The sequence below is a fragment of the Streptomyces triticisoli genome (assembly GCF_003270085.1).
Classification (GTDB): Bacteria; Actinomycetota; Actinomycetes; order Streptomycetales; family Streptomycetaceae; genus Streptomyces; species Streptomyces triticisoli.
In genome coordinates this window covers 1-18079 of the sequence record NZ_QFDQ01000265.1, presented here as the reverse complement: position 1 = coordinate 18079, position 18079 = coordinate 1, and the positions used below count along the sequence as shown (strand labels likewise).

General features: G+C 73.0%; 17 protein-coding genes. 13 read left to right on the top strand and 4 right to left on the bottom strand.

Features of this window, described 5'->3' with window-relative positions; all coding sequences use genetic code 11:
- The 9 genes from DEP02_RS30230 to DEP02_RS30190 all read left to right on the top strand — a co-directional run.
- On the top strand, positions 1 to 1329 hold a 1329-nt coding region (locus DEP02_RS30230), incomplete at its 5' end, for an FtsX-like permease family protein (protein WP_157977573.1).
- 351 nt (positions 1330 to 1680) lie between these two features.
- Positions 1681 to 2100 carry a GNAT family N-acetyltransferase gene (locus DEP02_RS30225; protein ID WP_112470863.1) on the top strand — a complete coding sequence of 140 codons (420 nt, stop codon included), beginning with the start codon at positions 1681 to 1683 and terminating at the stop codon, positions 2098 to 2100.
- A complete protein-coding gene (locus tag DEP02_RS30220; protein WP_438947812.1) occupies positions 2040 to 2366 on the top strand; it encodes a GNAT family N-acetyltransferase in 327 nt (108 codons plus the stop codon). Before DEP02_RS30225 ends, DEP02_RS30220 begins: the two co-directional genes overlap by 61 nt.
- A 150-nt stretch (positions 2367 to 2516) precedes the next feature.
- Positions 2517 to 3908, top strand: a complete 1392-nt coding sequence (locus DEP02_RS30215) for a hemolysin family protein (protein ID WP_112470862.1) — start codon at positions 2517 to 2519, stop codon at positions 3906 to 3908.
- Positions 3905 to 4918 carry a hemolysin family protein gene (locus tag DEP02_RS30210; protein ID WP_112470861.1) on the top strand — a complete coding sequence of 338 codons (1014 nt, stop codon included), beginning with the start codon at positions 3905 to 3907 and terminating at the stop codon, positions 4916 to 4918. The genes DEP02_RS30215 and DEP02_RS30210 overlap by 4 nt, the downstream gene beginning before the upstream one ends.
- Positions 4919 to 4996: 78 nt before the next feature.
- Positions 4997 to 5803 carry an SGNH/GDSL hydrolase family protein gene (locus DEP02_RS30205; protein ID WP_112470860.1) on the top strand — a complete coding sequence of 269 codons (807 nt, stop codon included), beginning with the start codon at positions 4997 to 4999 and terminating at the stop codon, positions 5801 to 5803.
- Between the two features lie 192 nt (positions 5804 to 5995).
- The gene (gene purB / locus DEP02_RS30200; protein WP_112470859.1) at positions 5996 to 7438 is read left to right on the top strand and encodes an adenylosuccinate lyase; all 1443 of its coding nucleotides are present in this window, start codon (positions 5996 to 5998) and stop codon (positions 7436 to 7438) included.
- 44 nt (positions 7439 to 7482) lie between these two features.
- The gene (mug, locus tag DEP02_RS30195) at positions 7483 to 7983 is read left to right on the top strand and encodes a G/U mismatch-specific DNA glycosylase (RefSeq protein ID WP_269809384.1); all 501 of its coding nucleotides are present in this window, start codon (positions 7483 to 7485) and stop codon (positions 7981 to 7983) included.
- Between the two features lie 190 nt (positions 7984 to 8173).
- Positions 8174 to 9331 carry an ROK family transcriptional regulator gene (locus DEP02_RS30190; protein ID WP_112470857.1) on the top strand — a complete coding sequence of 386 codons (1158 nt, stop codon included), beginning with the start codon at positions 8174 to 8176 and terminating at the stop codon, positions 9329 to 9331.
- Between the two features lie 15 nt (positions 9332 to 9346).
- Here DEP02_RS30190 and DEP02_RS30185 read toward each other — a convergent pair whose 3' ends face one another.
- Together DEP02_RS30185 and DEP02_RS30180 are read right to left on the bottom strand one after the other, a co-directional pair.
- On the bottom strand, positions 9347 to 10108 hold the full coding sequence (locus tag DEP02_RS30185) for a GntR family transcriptional regulator (protein ID WP_112470856.1): 762 nt from the start codon (positions 10106 to 10108) through the stop codon (positions 9347 to 9349).
- A gap of 260 nt (positions 10109 to 10368) precedes the next feature.
- Entirely contained in the window at positions 10369 to 11253 is an 885-nt protein-coding gene (locus tag DEP02_RS30180) for an RNA polymerase sigma-70 factor (RefSeq protein WP_112470855.1), read from the bottom strand.
- Between the two features lie 188 nt (positions 11254 to 11441).
- Here DEP02_RS30180 and DEP02_RS30175 point away from each other — a divergent pair, with 188 nt between their 5' ends.
- Both DEP02_RS30175 and DEP02_RS30170 read left to right on the top strand, forming a co-directional pair.
- Complete coding sequence (locus tag DEP02_RS30175; protein ID WP_112470854.1) at positions 11442 to 12272, top strand: alpha/beta fold hydrolase; 831 nt, start codon at positions 11442 to 11444, stop codon at positions 12270 to 12272.
- A gap of 110 nt (positions 12273 to 12382) precedes the next feature.
- Positions 12383 to 13702 (top strand): GNAT family N-acetyltransferase, encoded by a 1320-nt coding sequence (locus tag DEP02_RS30170; protein ID WP_198668662.1) that lies wholly within the window; start codon positions 12383 to 12385, stop codon positions 13700 to 13702.
- Positions 13703 to 13777: 75 nt separating this feature from the next.
- Here the strand turns inward: DEP02_RS30170 and DEP02_RS30165 are convergent, their stop codons facing one another.
- Positions 13778 to 14995: a trans-sulfuration enzyme family protein gene (locus DEP02_RS30165; protein ID WP_112470853.1), complete on the bottom strand. Its 1218-nt coding sequence runs from the start codon at positions 14993 to 14995 to the stop codon at positions 13778 to 13780.
- Positions 14996 to 15054: 59 nt separating this feature from the next.
- On the opposite strand from DEP02_RS30165, the gene DEP02_RS30160 reads away from it, so the two are divergent.
- Complete coding sequence (locus DEP02_RS30160; protein ID WP_112470852.1) at positions 15055 to 15582, top strand: Lrp/AsnC family transcriptional regulator; 528 nt, start codon at positions 15055 to 15057, stop codon at positions 15580 to 15582.
- A gap of 63 nt (positions 15583 to 15645) precedes the next feature.
- A complete protein-coding gene (locus tag DEP02_RS30155) occupies positions 15646 to 17337 on the top strand; it encodes a DUF885 domain-containing protein (protein ID WP_112470864.1) in 1692 nt (563 codons plus the stop codon).
- A gap of 57 nt (positions 17338 to 17394) precedes the next feature.
- On the opposite strand, the gene DEP02_RS30150 is transcribed toward DEP02_RS30155, so the two are convergent.
- On the bottom strand, positions 17395 to 18079 hold a 685-nt coding region (locus DEP02_RS30150), incomplete at its 5' end, for an SbcC/MukB-like Walker B domain-containing protein (RefSeq protein ID WP_269809383.1).

Sequence of the window (18079 nt, the reverse complement as noted above, 5' to 3'; positions counted from 1 at the left end):
GCTCTGGTGGGGGCGGCCGGCGCCGCCGCGCTCGCGGGCTGCGCCGCCGCGCACCGCACCGCGACCGCCGTCTCGCTGCTGGGCGCCGGCGTCGTCCTCACCCTGGTCGCGACCGTCATCGCGGGGCCGCTGCTGGTGCGTCCGCTGATCCGGGTGCTGGGCGGGGCCTTCCCGGCGCTGTTCGGCTCCATCGGGCGGATGAGCCAGCGCAACGCGCTGCGCAACCCGCGCCGCACCGGCGCCACCGCGGCCGCCCTGATGGTGGGTCTGGCCCTGGTCGGCGGGATGTCGGTGGCCGGCGCCTCCATGAACCGGTCCATCGACCGCCAGATCGAGAGGACGCTCGGTGCCGACTTCGCCGTGCAGAATCGTAACTTCCAGCCGTTCCCGCCGGAGGTCACGGGCAAGGTCCGTGACACGCCCGGCGTCGGCACCGTCGTACGGCAGCGGTTCGCGGCGGTCGCGGTGGCGCTGCCGGACGGCAAGCGCGTCGAGACCACCGCCTCCGGATACGACCGGCGGCTGGACTCCGTCGCCCACATCAACTACGTGCACGGCGACACGGCGGCGGCGCTCGCCGACGGGCACATCGCCATGGACGTCGGCTTCGCCGGCAAGCACGGGGTGCGGCCCGGCAGCGTACTGCCCGTCGAGTTCCAGGGCGGACGGCGGGCACGGCTGACCGTGGGCGCGCTGACCAACCAGGACGCGGCCGAGGGGTTCGGCATCGAGGGCGGCATGTACTTCGGCATCGGCACCCTGGAGAAGTACGTACCCGGCACCCCCGACGCGGCGCTGTACGTGAACGCGGCCCCGGGCACGGACGTCGCCCAGTTGCGCTCCCACCTGGAGAAGACCCTCGCCGCCTACCCCAATGTGCAGGTGCGCGACCAGGCGGACTACAAGAAGCTGGTCCACGACCAGATCGCGGTGCTGCTCTACCTCGTGTACGCGCTGCTCGGGCTCGCCATCGTCATCGCCGTGCTGGGCGTGGTCAACACCCTGGCCCTGTCGGTGGTGGAGCGGACACGGGAGATCGGCCTGCTGCGGGCCATCGGACTGGCCCGGCACCAGCTGCGGCGGATGATCCGGCTGGAGTCGGTGGTGATCGCGGTCTTCGGCGCGGTCCTCGGTCTGGCGCTGGGGCTGGTGTGGGGCGTGTGCACCCAGCGGGTGCTGGCCCTGCAGGGCATCAGGACGCTGGCGATCCCCTGGGGCACGATCGTCGCGGTGGTGATCGGCGCGGCGGTCGTGGGCGTCGTGGCGGCCCTGCTGCCCGCGCTGCGTGCCTCCCGCATGAACGTGCTGGCGGCGATCGCCCACGAGTGAGGGAATCAAGGCGGTGCTCAAGTCACGTGCCACCAAGGATGGTTCATGCCGCGTCCGTTCCGTTTCGGGAGCTGCATGACGCCCCCGTGCCCGCTGGTGAGCGGTGCGCCGAGTGCCGACGGGCCGAGGAACTCGGCTACGTCGTGGCCCGCGACCCCGATCATCTGGGCGCGGTCGCTCCGTTCCCGGCCCTGGGCCCGGCACCGGGTACACGCGGGCGGAGCACGAGACGGCCGGACTGCCGTGAGGCTCCCCCCGCCTGATCCGCCGGACAGAGCCCGGTCCTGGCCGGCCTCGTCCGGATGCTGGAATTCCGCCCGGTATCCGGCCGTGCTCTGCTCTGATCACCGCATGACCGACCTGCGCATACGCCCCGCGACCGCCGACGACGTCGACACCGTGCTGGCCTTCTGGAGGACGGCCGCGGAGGGCACGAGCATCAGCGACGACCACGACGGGGTGGCCCGACTCATCACACGAGACCCCGAAGCCCTGCTCCTCGCAGAGCGTGACGGTCTGCTCACCGGAACCGTGATAGCCGGCTTCGACGGATGGCGATGCTCCGCCTACCGACTGGCCGTACATCCCGACCACCGCAGGCAAGGCATCGCCACCGCCCTGTTGGAAGCCGCAGAACAACGCTTCGCCACCCTGGGCGGACGACGAGTCGACGCCATGGTCCTGGAAGCCAACGAACAGGCCCACCACACCTGGGCCACGGCCGGCTACCAGCGCGAGGACCACTGGCGACGCTGGGTCAAGCCCCTGTAGACACGGGCAGCGACATTTGTGAGCAGCCAAGTTTCGACGGCCGGCGCTGCCATCTGTACCGGCTGGCCGTGCACCCGGGCCGGCGGCGGCAGGGCATCGGCTCGGCCCCGCTGGCGGCGGCCGAGGAGAGGTTCGTACGGCTCGGCGGGCGGCGCGGCGACGCCATGGTGCTCACCCGCAACGAGACCGCGCACCACGCCTGGCGCGCGGCGGGCTACGCACCCGAGGAGCACTGGCGGCGCTGGGTGAAGCACCTCTCGGACTGACCTCCGAACCCCTTTTGCCCATCCTTTACCATTGGGGGATCACTCGGCTCTACGTGAAAGGTGTGAGCGTCCGCCCATGGGCGAGCCTCCTCGCGCGCGACATAGCGCGCCCGTCCCTGTCCTGTCCGACCATGGGACGGGAGTGACCCGATGACCGAAGTGCTCCTGCTGCTGGTGGCGGTGGCCCTCTGTTTCGCCTGCGGCGCCTTCGTCGCGGCCGAGTTCTCGCTGACCACCGTCGACCGCGGCGCCCTGGAGCGGGCGGCCGAGCGCGGCGAGCGCGGTGCGGCGGGCGCCCTGAAGGCCGTGCGGAGTCTGACGTTCCAGCTCTCCGGGGCACAGCTGGGCATCACCGTCACCAACCTGGTGGTCGGCATGCTCGCCGAGCCGTCGATCGCCCAGCTGATGGCGGGTCCGCTCCAGGAGCTCGGCATCTCCAGGTCCGCCGCGACCTCGGTGGCACTGATCGTGGGCACGGCCCTGTCCACGGTGTTCCTGATGGTGGTGGGCGAGCTGGTGCCCAAGAACTGGGCGATCTCCTCACCGCTGGCGGTGGCCCGGCGGGTGGGCAACCCGCAACGCTGGTTCAGCATCGCCTTCCGCCCCTTCATCACCCACCTGAACAACACGGCGAACCATGTGGTGCGCCGGCTCGGAATGGAACCCGCCGAGGAGCTCGCCTCCGCGCGCGGCCCCCAGGAGCTCGCCGCCCTGGCCCGGCACTCCGCCAAGGCGGGTGCCCTGGAGGCGGACACCGCCGAGCTGTTCGTACGGACGCTCAACCTCGCCGACCTGACCGCGGAGAACGTGATGACCCCGCGCGTCCAGGTCATCGCCCTCGACGCCCAGGCGACCTGCGAGGACATAACGAACGCGACCCGGGCGACCGGACTGTCCCGCTTCCCCGTATACCGCGGCAGCCTCGACTCGGTCGTCGGCACCGCCCACGTCAAGGACGTGCTGGCGCTGCCCGCGGAGCGCCGCACACGCGTGCGTGTCTCCGAGATCATGCGCGAGCCACTGCTGGTCCCCGAGTCGCTGACCGTCGACCGGCTGCTGGACCGGCTGTCCGGCACGCACACGATGGCGGTCGTCATCGACGAGTACGGCGGCACCGCGGGGGTGGCGACGCTGGAGGACATCGTCGAGGAGGTCGTCGGCGAGGTGCGCGACGAGCACGACCCGCACGAGACGCCCGACCTCGCCCCGGCCGGGGCCGACGAGGAGGGACGGGGCCTGTACTCGGCGGACGGCTCCGCGCGCATGGACCAGCTCGCCCGGGTGGGGCTGCGGGTGCCGGAGGGGCCGTACGAGACGCTCGCCGGCCTCGTCGCCACCGAACTCGGCCGGATTCCCGAGACCGGCGACATCCTGCAGGTCGCCGGCTGGCGGCTGGACGTGGTGGACGCGAACGGACGCCGGGCCGCGCGCGTGCTGCTGCACGCGCCGCTCGACGACGAGCAGGGCGAGGAGCAGAGCGGGGAGCACGCGCAGCGGGCCGGGCAGCCACGGGCGCACGACGGGAAGAGGGCCGGCCGATGATCGCCGTACAGATTCTGATCGGTCTGGCGACCCTGGTCGTCAACGCCTTCTTCGTGGGCGCCGAGTTCGCGCTGATCTCGGTGCGCCGCAGCCAGGTCGAGCCGTACGCCGAGGAGGGCGACCGGCGCGCCAAGAACGTGCTGTGGGGCCTGGAGCACGTGTCCGCGCTGCTGGCGGCCGCCCAGCTCGGCATCACCCTGTGCACACTGGTCCTCGGTGTGGTCGCCGAGCCCGCGATCGCGCATCTGCTGGAGCCGGTGTTCCACGCGGTGGGCATGCCCTCGAGCGCGGGCCACGCGGTGTCGTTCGTGATCGCGCTGACCCTGGCGACGTATCTGCACATGCTGCTCGGCGAGATGGTGCCGAAGAACATCGCGCTCGCGGAGCCGGTGCGCAGCGCGCTGCTGCTCGGCCCGCCGCTGGTCGCGCTCTCCCGGGCACTGCGTCCGGTGATCTTCACGGTGAACACGTTCGCGAACAGCCTGCTCAAGCTGTTGCGGGTGGAGACCAGGAACGAGGTCTCGGCGACCTTCACGGACACGGAGCTGGCCGAGATCGTCAAGGACGCCACCGCGGCCGGCCTCATCGACGACCGGGCGCAGGAGCGGCTGCGCGACGCGCTGGAGCTCGGCAGCCGGCCGGTGCGCGATGTCGTCCTTCCGCTGGAACGCGTGGTGTACGCGAGCCTGGGCGTCACGCCGGAGCAGTTGGAGCAGTTGTCGGTCGAGTCCGGCTTCTCCCGCTTCCCCGTGGTCGACGAGGGGCGCCGGATCGTCGGCTACCTGCATGTGAAGGACGCCCTGGACGCCGCGCCGCGCGGAGTGCCGTTCCGGCTGCGGGACATGCGCCCCATCGCACGGGTCCGGGAGGGCACACCGCTGGACGACGTGCTCACAGCGATGCGGGGCAGCCGTACGCACCTGGCGGCGGTGCTGGGGGCGGACGGACGGCTGGCGGGTCTGGTGACGATGGAGGACGTGCTGCGGGAGCTGTTCGGCCAGCAGGTGTGAGCGGGACGCCGAGACGCCCGTGAGCCGACCGACCGCGTGGTATGGCGGGTGGGACGCCGGGATACCATCGCTCACGCCATGCAGACGAATCCCGCATACTCCAGCCTGGTCGCGGTCGGCGACTCCTTCACCGAGGGCATGTCGGACCAGCTGCCCGACGGCTCCTACCGGGGCTGGGCCGACCTCCTCGCCTCCCGGATGGCCGCCCGCACGCCCGGCTTCCGGTACGCCAACCTCGCCGTGCGGGGCAAGCTGATCGGGCAGATCGTCGACGAGCAGGTGGAGGCGGCGGCGGCCATGCGGGCCGACGTGGTGACGCTGGTGGGCGGCCTGAACGACACACTGCGGCCCAAGTGCGACATGGGCAGGGTGAAGGATCTGCTGACCGAGGCGGTGGAGCGGCTGGCGCCGTCGTGCGAGCGGCTCGTGCTGATGCGCAGTCCGGGCCGGCGGGGTCCCGTCCTGGAGCGTTTCCGGCCGCGCATGGAGGAGCTGTTCGCCTGTGTCGACGAGCTCGCCGAGCGGCACGGCGCGCTCGTCGTCGACCTGTACGGGGCTCCGTCGCTGGGTGACCCGCGGCTGTGGGACGTGGACCGGCTGCACCTGACGGCGGAGGGCCACCGCCGGGTCGCGGAGGCGGTGTGGCAGATGCTCGGCCACGAGCCGGAGGACACCGAGTGGCGTACACCCATGCCGGCGACCGTGCCGCCGGGCTGGCTCACCCGCCGGGCCGCGGACGCCCGCTTCGCCCGGCGGCACCTGCTGCCCTGGCTGGGCCGGCGGCTGACCGGCCGCTCCTCCGGCGACGGCCGCCCGCCGAAGCGGCCCGAGCTGCTGCCCTACGAGGCTCTCGCTCAGCCGGCGGTCGACGCGGAGCTCTCGTAGCCGCCCATGGCCGCTCCCGCAGCTTTCTCGTAGCTCCTCGTGGCTCCTCGTGGCTCCTCGTAGCTCCTCGTAGCTCCTCGTAGCTCCTCGTAGCTCCTCGTAGCTCCTCGCGGCTCCTCGCGGCTCCTCGTAGATTCCGACGAACACCCCCGCGGCGCCGGCCTGCACGAATCGCCAGTAGAATCCACACACGTGACTTCAGCGCCCGTCAAGCCCCGCATCCCGAACGTCCTCGCCGGACGTTACGCCTCCGCCGAGCTCGCCACGCTCTGGTCGCCCGAGCAGAAGGTGAGACTGGAGCGGCAGCTCTGGCTCGCCGTGCTGCGGGCCCAGAAGGACCTCGGGATCGAGGTGCCGGACGAGGCGATCGCCGACTACGAGCGGGTCCTCGACCAGGTGGACCTGGCCTCGATCGCGGAGCGCGAGAAGGTCACACGGCACGATGTGAAGGCGCGGATCGAGGAGTTCAACGACCTCGCCGGGCACGAGCACGTGCACAAGGGCATGACCTCCCGCGACCTGACGGAGAACGTCGAGCAGCTGCAGATCCGGCTCTCGCTGGAGCTGATGCGGGACCGCACGGTGGCCGTCCTCGCCCGGCTGGGCAGGCTGGCCGCCGAATACGGCGAGCTGGTCATGGCCGGACGCTCGCACAACGTCGCCGCGCAGGCCACCACTCTCGGCAAGCGTTTCGCGACCGCGGCGGACGAGCTGCTGGTGGCCCACGGGCGGGTCGAGGAGCTGCTGGGCCGCTACCCGCTGCGCGGCATCAAGGGCCCGGTCGGCACGGCCCAGGACATGCTGGACCTGCTCGGCGGCGACGCGGACAGGCTCGCGGAGCTGGAGCGGCGCATCGCCGGCCACCTCGGCTTCTCGCAGGCGTTCACCTCGGTCGGCCAGGTCTACCCGCGCTCGCTGGACTACGAGGTCGTCACCGCCCTGGTGCAGCTGGCGGCGGCCCCGTCCTCGCTGGCCAAAACGATCCGGCTGATGGCCGGGCACGAGCTGGTCACCGAGGGCTTCAAGCCGGGCCAGGTCGGCTCCTCGGCCATGCCGCACAAGATGAACACCCGCTCCTGCGAGCGCGTCAACGGCCTGATGGTGATCCTGCGCGGCTACGCCTCGATGACCGGCGAGCTGGCGGGCGACCAGTGGAACGAGGGCGACGTGTCCTGCTCGGTGGTGCGCCGGGTCGCGCTGCCGGACGCGTTCTTCGCGCTGGACGGCCTGCTGGAGACGTTCCTGACGGTGCTCGACGAGTTCGGCGCCTTCCCCGCGGTGATCGCCCGCGAGCTGGACCGCTATCTGCCGTTCCTGGCCACGACCAAGGTGCTCATGGGTGCGGTGCGGGCCGGAGTCGGCCGCGAGGTCGCCCACGAGGCGATCAAGGAGAACGCGGTGGCCGCCGCGCTGGCGATGCGTGAGCAGGGTGCCGAGCGCAACGACCTGCTCGACAAGCTCGCCGCCGACGAGCGCCTTCCGCTCGACCGCGCGCGACTGGAGGAGCTCATGGCGGACAAGCTGTCCTTCACCGGAGCGGCGGCCGGCCAGGTCGGCGTGGTCGTGGGCCGGATCGAGGAGATCGTGAAGCAGCGCCCGGAGGCCGCGTCCTACAGCCCGGGGGCGATCCTCTGACCCGCTTCACCCCGGCGGAACTTCAGGCCGCCCGTGACCGTCTGGTGCCGGATGTCGTCGCGGACGGCCTCCATGTGCTGTTCTGCGGTATCAATCCCGGTCTGATGACGGCCGCGACCGGCCACCACTTCGCCCGGCCGGGCAACCGGTTCTGGCCGGTGCTGCATCGCTCCGGGTTCACCCCGAGACTGCTGAAGCCGTCGGAGCAGGACGAGCTGCTGTCGTACGGGCTGGGCATCACGAACGTCGTGGCGCGGCCGACGGCCCGGGCCGAGGAGCTGACGCCCGAGGAGTACCGCGAGGGCGGGCGGCTGCTGGCGCTGAAGGTGGCGCGGCTGCGGCCGAGGTGGCTGGCCGTGGTCGGCGTCACCGCTTACCGGGCGGCGTTCGGCGACCGAAAGGCCCAGGTGGGGCCGCAGGAACGGATCGTCGGCGACACGCGCGTGTGGGTGCTGCCCAATCCGAGCGGGCTGAACGCGCACTGGACGGCCGAGACGATGGCGGAGGAGTTCGCACGGCTGAGGGTGGCCGCACAGGCGTCGTAGCGGCTCACGGCGAGCGTGTTCGTGATGTCCGTGTGTCCCAGTGAACCGGCCACCACTGACCGTTGGCGGTGCGTCAGGACCGCGCCCGTCCACGGGGTGCCGGTCCGGGCGCCCGGCCGTCCCGGCACTCGCTGCCCCGGTCCGTGCCGAGTACGATCCGCCCAACACTCGCGAGCTGGGAGGACGGACGGTGGGGCGGCTGACCGGCGGGGATCCCTCGCTGCTGCGAAGGATCAACTCCTCGGTGGTGCTGCACGCGCTGCGTGCCACGGACTGTGCGACGCTCACGGAGGTCACTCGGGTGACCGGACTGTCCCGGCCGACGGTCGAGGGTGTCGTCGAGGACCTCATCGCGGCGGGACTGGTCGTCGAGAAGGCGGCCGAGGAGGGTGCCGCCCGGCGGCAGGGCAGGCCCGCACGGCGGTTCCGGTTCCGGGCCGAGGCCGGACACCTGCTGGGGCTGGAGATCGGCGCGCACCGGGTGGCCGCGCTGCTGGCGGACCTGGACGGGCGCGTGGTGGGTGCCCAGTCCAAGGACGTGGCGGAGACGGCCGGGGCGGACGAGCGACTTGAGCGGCTGCGCGGCGCGGTCGCCGAACTGCTGCGCCGGGCCGGCGTCCCGCGCAGCTCGCTGCGGGCCGTCGGGGTCGGCACGCCCGGCATCGTGGAGGCGGACGGTACCGTGCGGCTGGGCACCGCGCTGCCCGGATGGACGGGCCTGCATCTGGGCGAACGGCTCAGCCGCTCCTTCAAGTGCCCGGTGCTCGTGGAGAACGACGCGAACGCCGCGGCGGTCGCCGAGCACTGGAAGGGAGCCGCCACCGAGTCCGACGACGTGGTCTTCGTGCTGGCGGGGCTGAGTCCGGGTGCCGGTTCGCTGATCGGCGGGCGGCTGCACCGCGGGTACGGCGGGGCCGCCGGCGAGATCGGCGCGCTGCACCTGCTGGGCCGGGGGGAGACGCCCGAGACGCTGCTGTCCACCACGGACCAGCCGCTGCACCCTCTGGACGAGCAGGCGGTGACCGAGGTCTTCGCGCTGGCCCGCGAGGGCCACCGGCGGGCCCGCGCGGCCGTGGACCGCTTCATCCAGCGGCTCGTCCACGACGTGGCGGCGCTCGTGCTGGCCCTGGATCCCGAACTGGTCGTCGTCGGCGGCTGGGCGGCCGGTCTGGACGGCGTGCTGGAGCCGCTGCGGCGCGAGCTGGCCCGCTACTGCCTGCGGCCGCCCCGGGTGACCCTCTCGGTGCTCGGCGAGGCGGCCGTGGCCACGGGCGCGCTGCGGCTGGCCCTCGACCATGTCGAGGAGCAGCTGTTCGCGGTGGAGGGCACGGTGACGGCCCGCCGCTGAGAGCGTGCCGGGGTGTCAGGAGGCCTGGCTCTCCGATCCGTGGTGGATCTCCACGCCGCCCGAGTCCCCGAAGGTCAGCCGGCAGGTGTCCGCGCGGTAGGTGGCGACGGAGATCGCGGCGGCGCGCCCCTGGGCGACGAAGCGGGTGGTGACGACGAGGACGGGCGCGCCGGGCAGCCGGTCGAGCTCCTTGGCGTCGTCCGCGCGGGCCGAGCCCAGCTCGACGGAGCGCTCCTGGCCCTCCAGCTCGAGGCGCTGCAGCTCGCGCAGTACGGCACGCGCGCGTGCGGGTCCGGACGGCGCGTCGATCGCGGTCAGGTCGGGTACGGACGCGGCCGGAACGTAGAGCAGTTCGGCGGCGACCTGCTGGCCGTGGCTCGTCCGCGACCGGCGCACGATGTGCACGGCCTCCTCGCGGCCGCTCTCCAGGGCGTCGGCGACCGCGGCGGGCGGGACCGCGTGGGCGCAGTCCACGCTCTGCCAGGCGTCACCGGCCGTCCCGGGCCAGGCGTGCTGCTCGGTGCCGACGGCCACGCCCACGCGTGGGGGCGCGACGGTCGTGCCGACGCCGCGGCGGCGCTGCAGCCGTCCCTCCAGCTCCAGCTGTTCCAGGGCCTGGCGGAGCGTGGCGCGGGCCACGCCGAAGCGGGCGGCGAGCTCCCGCTCGTTGGGCAGGATCTCGCCCACCGAGAACTCGGAGTCCAGTGCCTCGCTGAGCACGGTCTTGAGGTGCCAGTACTTCGGCTCCGGCACCGATTCCAGCTGCGTGGTCCCCACCCTGTCCTCCGCGATCGCCGTGGTTCGCCGGCGTTTTAGCGCCCTTGTTTATTAAAGGTTGTTGTACTTATCTGCGACCTTAGGGCGGCCCCCACCCTTGGTCAAGACCAATCATCGATCCCTTGGGCGGCGCACGGGCGCGTGTCGCACGGCGTTCACGAGCCGTTCGCGCCAAGGGCGTGTGCGTGATGTCGCGGCAAGGCCCCCGTAGCGGGGACGGGGGCCGGCGGCAGCCGGGCGGACGGTCCGGAGCGGGTGGCTCAGGCGCCGGCCAGGCTCCGCAGTTTGTCGGGGTTGCGCATGATGTAGACGGCCTGGATGCGCCCGTCGGCGACGTCCAGCTGGAAGAGACTGTCGGGCCTGCCTCCGGACAGGACCAGCGCCGCGGGCCCTCCGTTGACTTCCAGGAAGCGCACGGACGGGTCCGGGACGCCCTTCTGCATCGCGCCGACGAGGAAGCGACCGACCTTGTCGGCGCTCCGGAGGACCCGCAGCGGCGCCTTGGCCTTGCCGCCGCTGTCGCCCACCAGCCGGGCGTCCGGAGCGAGCAGCGACATCAGCCCCTCCAGGTCGCCGCCCGCCGCCGCGGCCAGGAACCGCTCGGTCAGGTCGCGCCGCTGGGCGGGGTCGACCTCGTAGCGGGGCCGCCGTTCCTCGATGTGCCTGCGGGCCCGCCCGGCCAGTTGGCGCACGGCGGGCTCGCCGCGGTCGAGCAGGGCGGCGATCTCCGCGTACGGACAGCCGAAGGCCTCCCTGAGAACGAACACCGCGCGCTCCAGCGGTGACAGCGTCTCCAGGACGACCAGCACAGCCAGCGACACGGAGTCGGCGAGCACGGCCCGCTCCGCCGCGTCCGGGACGGTCTCGGCGAAGTCGGTGACCAGCGGTTCCGGCAGCCAGGGACCGACGTACGACTCGCCGCGCGCCTTGATCTGGCGGAGCCGGTCGACGGCGAGGCGGGTGGTGACGCGCACCAGGTACCCGCGCGGGTCGCGCACGGCGCTCCGCTCGGCGCCGGACCAGCGCAGCCATGCCTCCTGAAGGACGTCCTCGGCGTCGGCCACCCGGCCGAGCATGCGGTAGGCGACGCCCATGAGGACGGGCCGGTGCTCTTCGAAGACGTCGGTCCCCGTTTCGGTGGTCACGGCCCCATCCCAACCGACGTCCGCGGCCGTGTCCAGACGCCCGGCTTCGTATCGCGTCGCGGCGGCCGAAACGGGCGGTACGGCCGACGAGTCGACCGACCGGATCCCTCCTGGGGCTACCCGCGGGTAGCAATTGCTGACAAGCTGTCTACCCGTCGTTCGTCAGCGATTCCCGACGAGGAGCACCCATGTCCGCCACCGTCTCCTTCGAAGTCCCCTCTGCGCACGGCCCGCGGACCGTGACCCTCTCCTACGCGCGCGTGGGCAGCGGCGAGCCGCTGCTCCTGCTGCACGGCATCGGTCACCACCGTCAGGCCTGGGACCCGGTGGTCCACCTGCTCACCGCCGAACGCGAGGTGATCGCCGTGGACCTGCCGGGTTTCGGTGTCTCCCCCGCGCTGCCCGACGGGCTGCGGCACGATCTGCCCACGATGAACGCCACGTTGAGCGCCCTGTGCGAGGCGCTGGAGATCGAACGACCCCATGCGGCGGGCAACTCCCTGGGTGGCCTGCTGGCTCTGGAACTGGGCCGCAGGAAGCTCGTACGGTCCGTCACGGCCCTGTCCCCGGCCGGGTTCTGGACCCAGACCGAGCGGCGTTACGCGTTCGGCGTGCTGCAGACGATGCGCGGCATCGCACGGCGGATGCCGCTGCCGCTGGTCGAGCGGCTCTCCCGCACGGCGGCCGGCCGCACCGCCCTGACCAGCACCATCTACGCCCGGCCCGCCCGCCGTTCACCCGAGGCCGTCGTCGCCGAGACACTCGCCCTGGCGCGGGCCACCAGCTTCGAGGACACCCTCCGGGCGGGCATCGACGTCCGGTTCACCGACGACGTCCCCGGCATCCCCGTCACCGTGGCCTGGGGCACCAAGGACTGGCTGCTGGTGCGCCGTCAGGGAGTGCGCGCCAAGCAGATCATCCCGCGGGCCCGTCTGGTACGGCTGCCCGGCTGTGGACACGTTCCGATGAACGACGACCCGGCACTGGTCGCCCGCGTGATCCTCGACGGCAGCCGCTGACCACCGCCTGCCTCCCGCCCGGGCCGCGGCACATCAGGGCGGAACCTCCCTTTACTCATCGGTCACAGGGCGTTCGTGACCGGGCAACACCGTTCCTTCACCGTGGTCGCATGACTCGAGACATGTCGAACACGGCGCGGGCGAGGCACGGTCGTCCGGTGCACCACTGGCGGCGGGACCTCGTCGCACTGGCCGCGCTCTTCACGGCGGCCGCCGTGGCCGACGGGGTGGCGGACCCGACCGGGCACGGACCGGGCGGCCCGGCCCTGCTGGTGATCGCGGCGTTCGCGTCGATCTCCACGGCGGCCTTCCACACCTGGCGGGCACGGCGCCGCAGTCACGCATCGCCCGGGGGCGATCCCGTCACCCGGCCGCCCGCCGCCCCCGCGGCGCCCGGGGAGGCTCCGGCGGACAGCGCGCCGCGGCGGATGCGGACGACCGTGCGGGACACGCCCGGTTCGCCGACCGCGCTGTGCACGGCGCCGGCCGCCCGCCACGCGGACACTCTCAGCCCGCAGACGCGTCCGCCGGTCGGCGGAACCGGCATGTGGACCGAACGGGCCGACGCGCACGCCCTGGTCGACGCGCCGACGCGGATCCTGGGCCCGGCCACGCGCACGGCGCTGGACGCGGCGGAACTTCCGTCGGCGCTGCGGCAGTTGTCCGGGTGGTGCACCATCCGCTCACTGCCGGTCAGGCCGGTCGGCGGCGGCCGTGGCCCCGAGGAAGTGCCGGACGGCGGAACGATCACCGTGGAGCGGCCGTGTCCGCCGTTCACGCCCACCGGGTTCGCGCGGGCGCAAGCGCTGGAGGAGCCGGCTGCCCGGCTCGGACCGCACACCCCGCGCATCCCGCGCATTCCGCGCATTCCGCGCGGTCAGGACGCGCTGACGCCGCCCGAGGACGACGCGATCACCGTGCGCAGGGCCGGCACGGGCGACCTCGCGGCGGCCAGGGCGATGCATGAGCGCTGTTCGCCGCGCACCCTCGCCCTGCGCTACCACGGGCCGGTCGGCGACGCCGACCGCTACCTCGACCACCTGCTCAGCCCGCGGTTCGGACGGACCCTCGCCGCGCGGACCGCCTCCGGGCGGATCATCGGCCTCGGCCATCTGCTGTGGGACGGCGACGAGACGGAGGTCGCGCTGCTCGTCGAGGACGCGTGGCAGCGGCGCGGCATCGGCGCCGAACTGCTGGACCGGCTGGTGGCCATGGCCGTCGAGGCCGGCTGCGCGAGCGTCTACGCCGTGACGCAGTCGTCCAACACCGCCATGGTCGCCGCCCTGCGCGGCCTCGGCCTTCCCCTCGACTTCCAGGTCGAGGAGGACACCCTGGTCGTCACGGCCCGCCTGGACGCCACCCCGGTGGTCTCCTGTCTGCCGTACGCCGCCAGGCGTGAGGAGTACGAGGGGCCCCGCCCGCGGGACTGAGCCACGGGACCGTACCCATGGGTGTGCGGCCCGGCTCCCCGGGCCGCACACCCATGGGTACGGTCCCGCATCCGCTCAGCTCATCGCCTCGTGCAGGCCCTTCACCGGCGGCGCCCCCGGCCGCTCCCCCAGCGCCCGGTCCAGGTCGGCCCACAGGTCCTCGACGTCCTCCAGGCCCACCGACATCCGCAGCAGCCGGTCACCGACCCCGGCGCCCCGCCGGTCGTCCGCGTCGACGATGCGGTGGCTGATGGACGCCGGGTGCTGGATCAGCGTGTCGACGCTGCCGAGGCTCACGGCCGGCGTGATCAGGCCGACGCCGCCGATGACGGCGTGCGGGTCGCCGTGCACCTCGAAGGAGACCATCGCGCCGCCGATCGACGGGTAGTGCACGCGGGCGACCCGCGGGTCGTCCGCGAGGCGGGCGGCGAGTTCCGCGGCGGTGGCGGAGGCGGCCCGCACCCGGACCGGCAGCGTGGACAGGCCGCGCAGCAGCAGGTATCCGGCCAGCGGATGCAGCACCCCGCCGGTGGCGAACCGCACCTGCCGCAGCCGCCCGGCCAGTTCCTCGTCACAGGCCACCACACCGGCCATCACGTCACCGTGCCCGCCCAGGTACTTGGTGGCGCTGTGCAGCACCAGGCGCGCGCCGTGCTCGGCCGGGCGCTGCAGCACGGGCGTGGCGAAGGTGTTGTCGACGAGGAGCGGGACGGAACCGCAGGCGTGGGCGACGGCCCTCAGGTCCACCTCGGCCAGCGTCGGGTTCGCCGGTGTCTCGACCATGACCAGGCCGGTGTCCGGACGCAGCGCGTCGGCGACCCCGGCCGGGTCGGTCCAGGTCACCTCGGTGCCGAGCAGCCCGGCGGTGAGCAGGTGGTCGCTGCAGCCGTACAGGGGGCGTACGGCGACGACGTGCCGCAGGCCCATCGCCGACCGGACGAGGAGCACCGCGCTGAGCGCGGCCATGCCGCTGGCGAACGCGACCGCGGCCTCGGTGCCCTCCAGCCGGGCCAGCGCGGTCTCGAAGCGGGCGACGGTCGGGTTGCCGAGCCGTCCGTAGACCGGGGTGCCGTCGAGTTCGGCGCCGTCGGTGGCGAAGGCGTCGATGCGGGCGGCCTCGGCGCGGCTGTCGTAGGAGGGGTAGGTGGTGGACAGGTCGATCGGCGGGGCGTGCAGTCCCTGCCTGGCGAGGTCGTCACGGCCGGCGTGCACGGCCTCGGTGGCCAGTGCTCTGGGGGTGGTGCGTACGTCGTCGTACGCGGGCGTGCTCGCTGAATCCAGGGGCGTGTCCATGCCGGAAGGGTGAACATGAGCCGGGGCCATGGGGCCGGTTGCCGTGTTACGTTCGCAGTATGGCCGAATCTGTCGTACTGGATCCGGTGGATCTCCATCTGCTGCGGCTGCTGCAGAACGACGCCCGGACCACCTACCGTGACCTCGCCGCGCAGGTCGGCATCGCTCCGTCGACCTGTCTGGACCGGGTGACCCGGCTGCGCCGCTCGGGGGTGATCCTCGGCCATCGGCTGCGGCTCGATCCCGCCAAGCTGGGCCGGGGTCTGCAGGCGCTGCTGTCGGTGCAGGTCAGGCCGCACCGCCGGGAGCTGGTGGGGCCGTTCGTGGAACGGATCCGGGCCCTGCCGGAGTCGCTGACCGTATTCCACCTGACCGGTCCGGACGACTACCTGGTCCACGTCGCGGTCGCCGACATGGCCGATCTGCAGCGGCTGGTCCTGGACGAGTTCACGGCCCGGCGGGAAGTGGCCCGGGTGGAGACCCGGCTGATCTTCCAGCAGTGGGACTGCGGCCCCCTCCTGCCGCCCGGCGCGGCGGCGGCCACGCCCTCCGCGAAAACGGCCACGCCCTCCGCGAAATCGGACTGATTTCGGCCCGGGCCCGCGCTACCGGGCTGACGGGAGCCGACTGTCCGTATGAGGATGGTCCGCATGTCACAGACCAAGAGCCCGCTGCCCCGTCAGGTCGCCGACGCCTACGTCGACGAACTCATCGCCCTCGACCCGACCACCGGTACGTATCTCGGCGTGAAGGAGAGCTCCAGCAGGCTGCCCGACACCTCGCCCGCCGGGCAGCAGGCATTCGCGGACCTCGCGCGCACCACCCTGGCCCGGCTGGAGGAGGCCGAACGGCAGCCCGGCGCGGACAGTGACATCGAGCGCCGGTGCGCGCGCCTGCTGCGCGAGCGTCTCACCGCCGAACTCGCCGTGCACGAGGCCGACGAGGGCCTGCGAGCGGTGAGCAACATCCACAGCCCGGTGCACTCGGTGCGCGAGGTCTTCACGATCACTCCCACCGACACGGACGAGGACTGGGCGGCGATCGCCGAGCGGCTGCGGGCCGTGCCGGCCGCGCTGCGCGGCTACCGCGAGTCCCTCACCCTGGGCCTGGAGCGCAAGCTGTACGGCGGACCGCAGCCGGCGGCCACCTTCATCGGGCAGCTGACCGAGTGGTCGGACACCGACGGCCAGGGGCGCGGCTGGTTCGAGGACTTCGCCTCCGGCGGCCCCGAGGCCCTGCGCGGGGAGCTGGACGAGGCCGCCCGCGCGGCGACCGCGGCGGTCGTGGAGCTGCGGGACTGGATGCGCGACGTCTACGCGCCGGCGATCGGCGACGCGCCGGACACGGTGGGCCGCGAGCGCTACGCCCGCTTCGCCCGCTACTTCAACGGCACGGACCTGGACCTGGACGAGGCGTACGCGTACGGCTGGTCGGAGTTCCACCGCCTGCTCGGCGAGATGAGGAAGGAGGCCGAGAAGGTCCTGCCCGGCGCCGAGACCCCGTGGGTGGCGCTCGCGCACCTCGATGAGCACGGCACGCACATCGAGGGCGTGGAGGAGGTCCGCGTCTGGCTGCAGGACCTGATGGACGAGGCGATCGAGGCGCTGGACGGCACGCACTTCGAACTCGCCGAGCGGGTGCGGAAGGTGGAGTCGTGCATCGCGCCGCCCGGCGGCGCCGCGGCCCCCTACTACACGGCGCCGTCCGCCGACTTCTCCCGGCCGGGCCGGACCTGGCTGCCGACCATGGGACAGACCCGCTTCCCGGTGTACGACCTGGTGTCCACCTGGTACCACGAGGGTGTTCCCGGCCACCACCTGCAGCTCGCCCAGTGGGCGCACGTGGCGGACGACCTCTCGCGCTACCAGGCCACCGTCGGCGGGGTCAGCGCCAACGCCGAGGGCTGGGCGCTGTACGCGGAGCGGCTGATGGACGAGCTGGGCTTCCTGACGGACCCGGAGCGGCGGCTCGGCTATCTGGACGCGCAGATGATGCGGGCGGTCCGCGTGATCATCGACATCGGCATGCACCTGGAGCTGGAGATCCCCGCGGACTCGCCGTTCCACCCGGGCGAGCGCTGGACGCCTCGGCTGGCGCTGGAGTTCTTCGCCGCGCACAGCAGCCGCCCGCGGGACTTCGTGGAGAGCGAGCTGATCCGCTATCTGTCGATGCCCGGCCAGGCGATCGGCTACAAGCTGGGCGAGCGGGCCTGGCTGCTGGGCCGTGAGAAGGCCAGGGAGCGTCACGGTGACGCGTTCGACGCGAAGGCCTGGCACATGGCGGCCCTCTCCCAGGGTTCGCTGGGCCTGGACGACCTGGTGGACGAGCTCTCGCGGCTGTGAGCTCCGGAGGGCGGCCGGTCCCGGTCCGCTCAGGCCGCCCTCCGCGTGCCCCCGGGCTCAGCCCACCCCGCGCTGCCGCACGGCCGACCCCGACCTGTCCTTGACGACCTCCAGCTGGGCGTGGATGCGTCGCCGCAGGTCGGGGACGTGGCTGACGATGCCGACGCTGCGGTCGCGTTCGCGCAGGGAGTCGAGGACGTCGAGGACCTCGTCGAGGGTCTGGTCATCGAGGCTGCCGAAGCCCTCGTCGATGAAGAGCGTGTCCAGGCGCACGCCACCGGTCTCGTCCGTGACGACGTCCGCGAGACCGAGGGCGAGGGCGAGCGAGGCGAAGAACGTCTCGCCGCCCGACAGGGTCGCCGTGTCCCGCTCGCGGCCCGTCCATGCGTCGACGACGTGCAGCCCCAGGCCGCTGCGGCCGCGTCCGGCCCGGTCGGCGGAGTGGACCAGGGTGTACCGGCCGGAGGACATGCGCCGCAGGCGTACGGTCGCGGCGGCGGCCACCTGTTCCAGGCGGGCGGCGAGGACGTAGGACTCCAGGCGCATCCTGCGCTCGTTGTCGGCGGAGGTGCCCGCGGTCAGGGTGGCGAGGCGGGCCACGCGGTCGTACTCCTCGCGCAGCGGTGCGAGCCGGCGTATGCCGGTGGCGGCGCGCGCGGAGAGCCGGTCGAGTTCGGCGCAGCGCCGCGCGGCGGCGTCGCGCGCGGAGGCGGCCTCGCGCAGCCGCCGGTCCGCGGTGGCC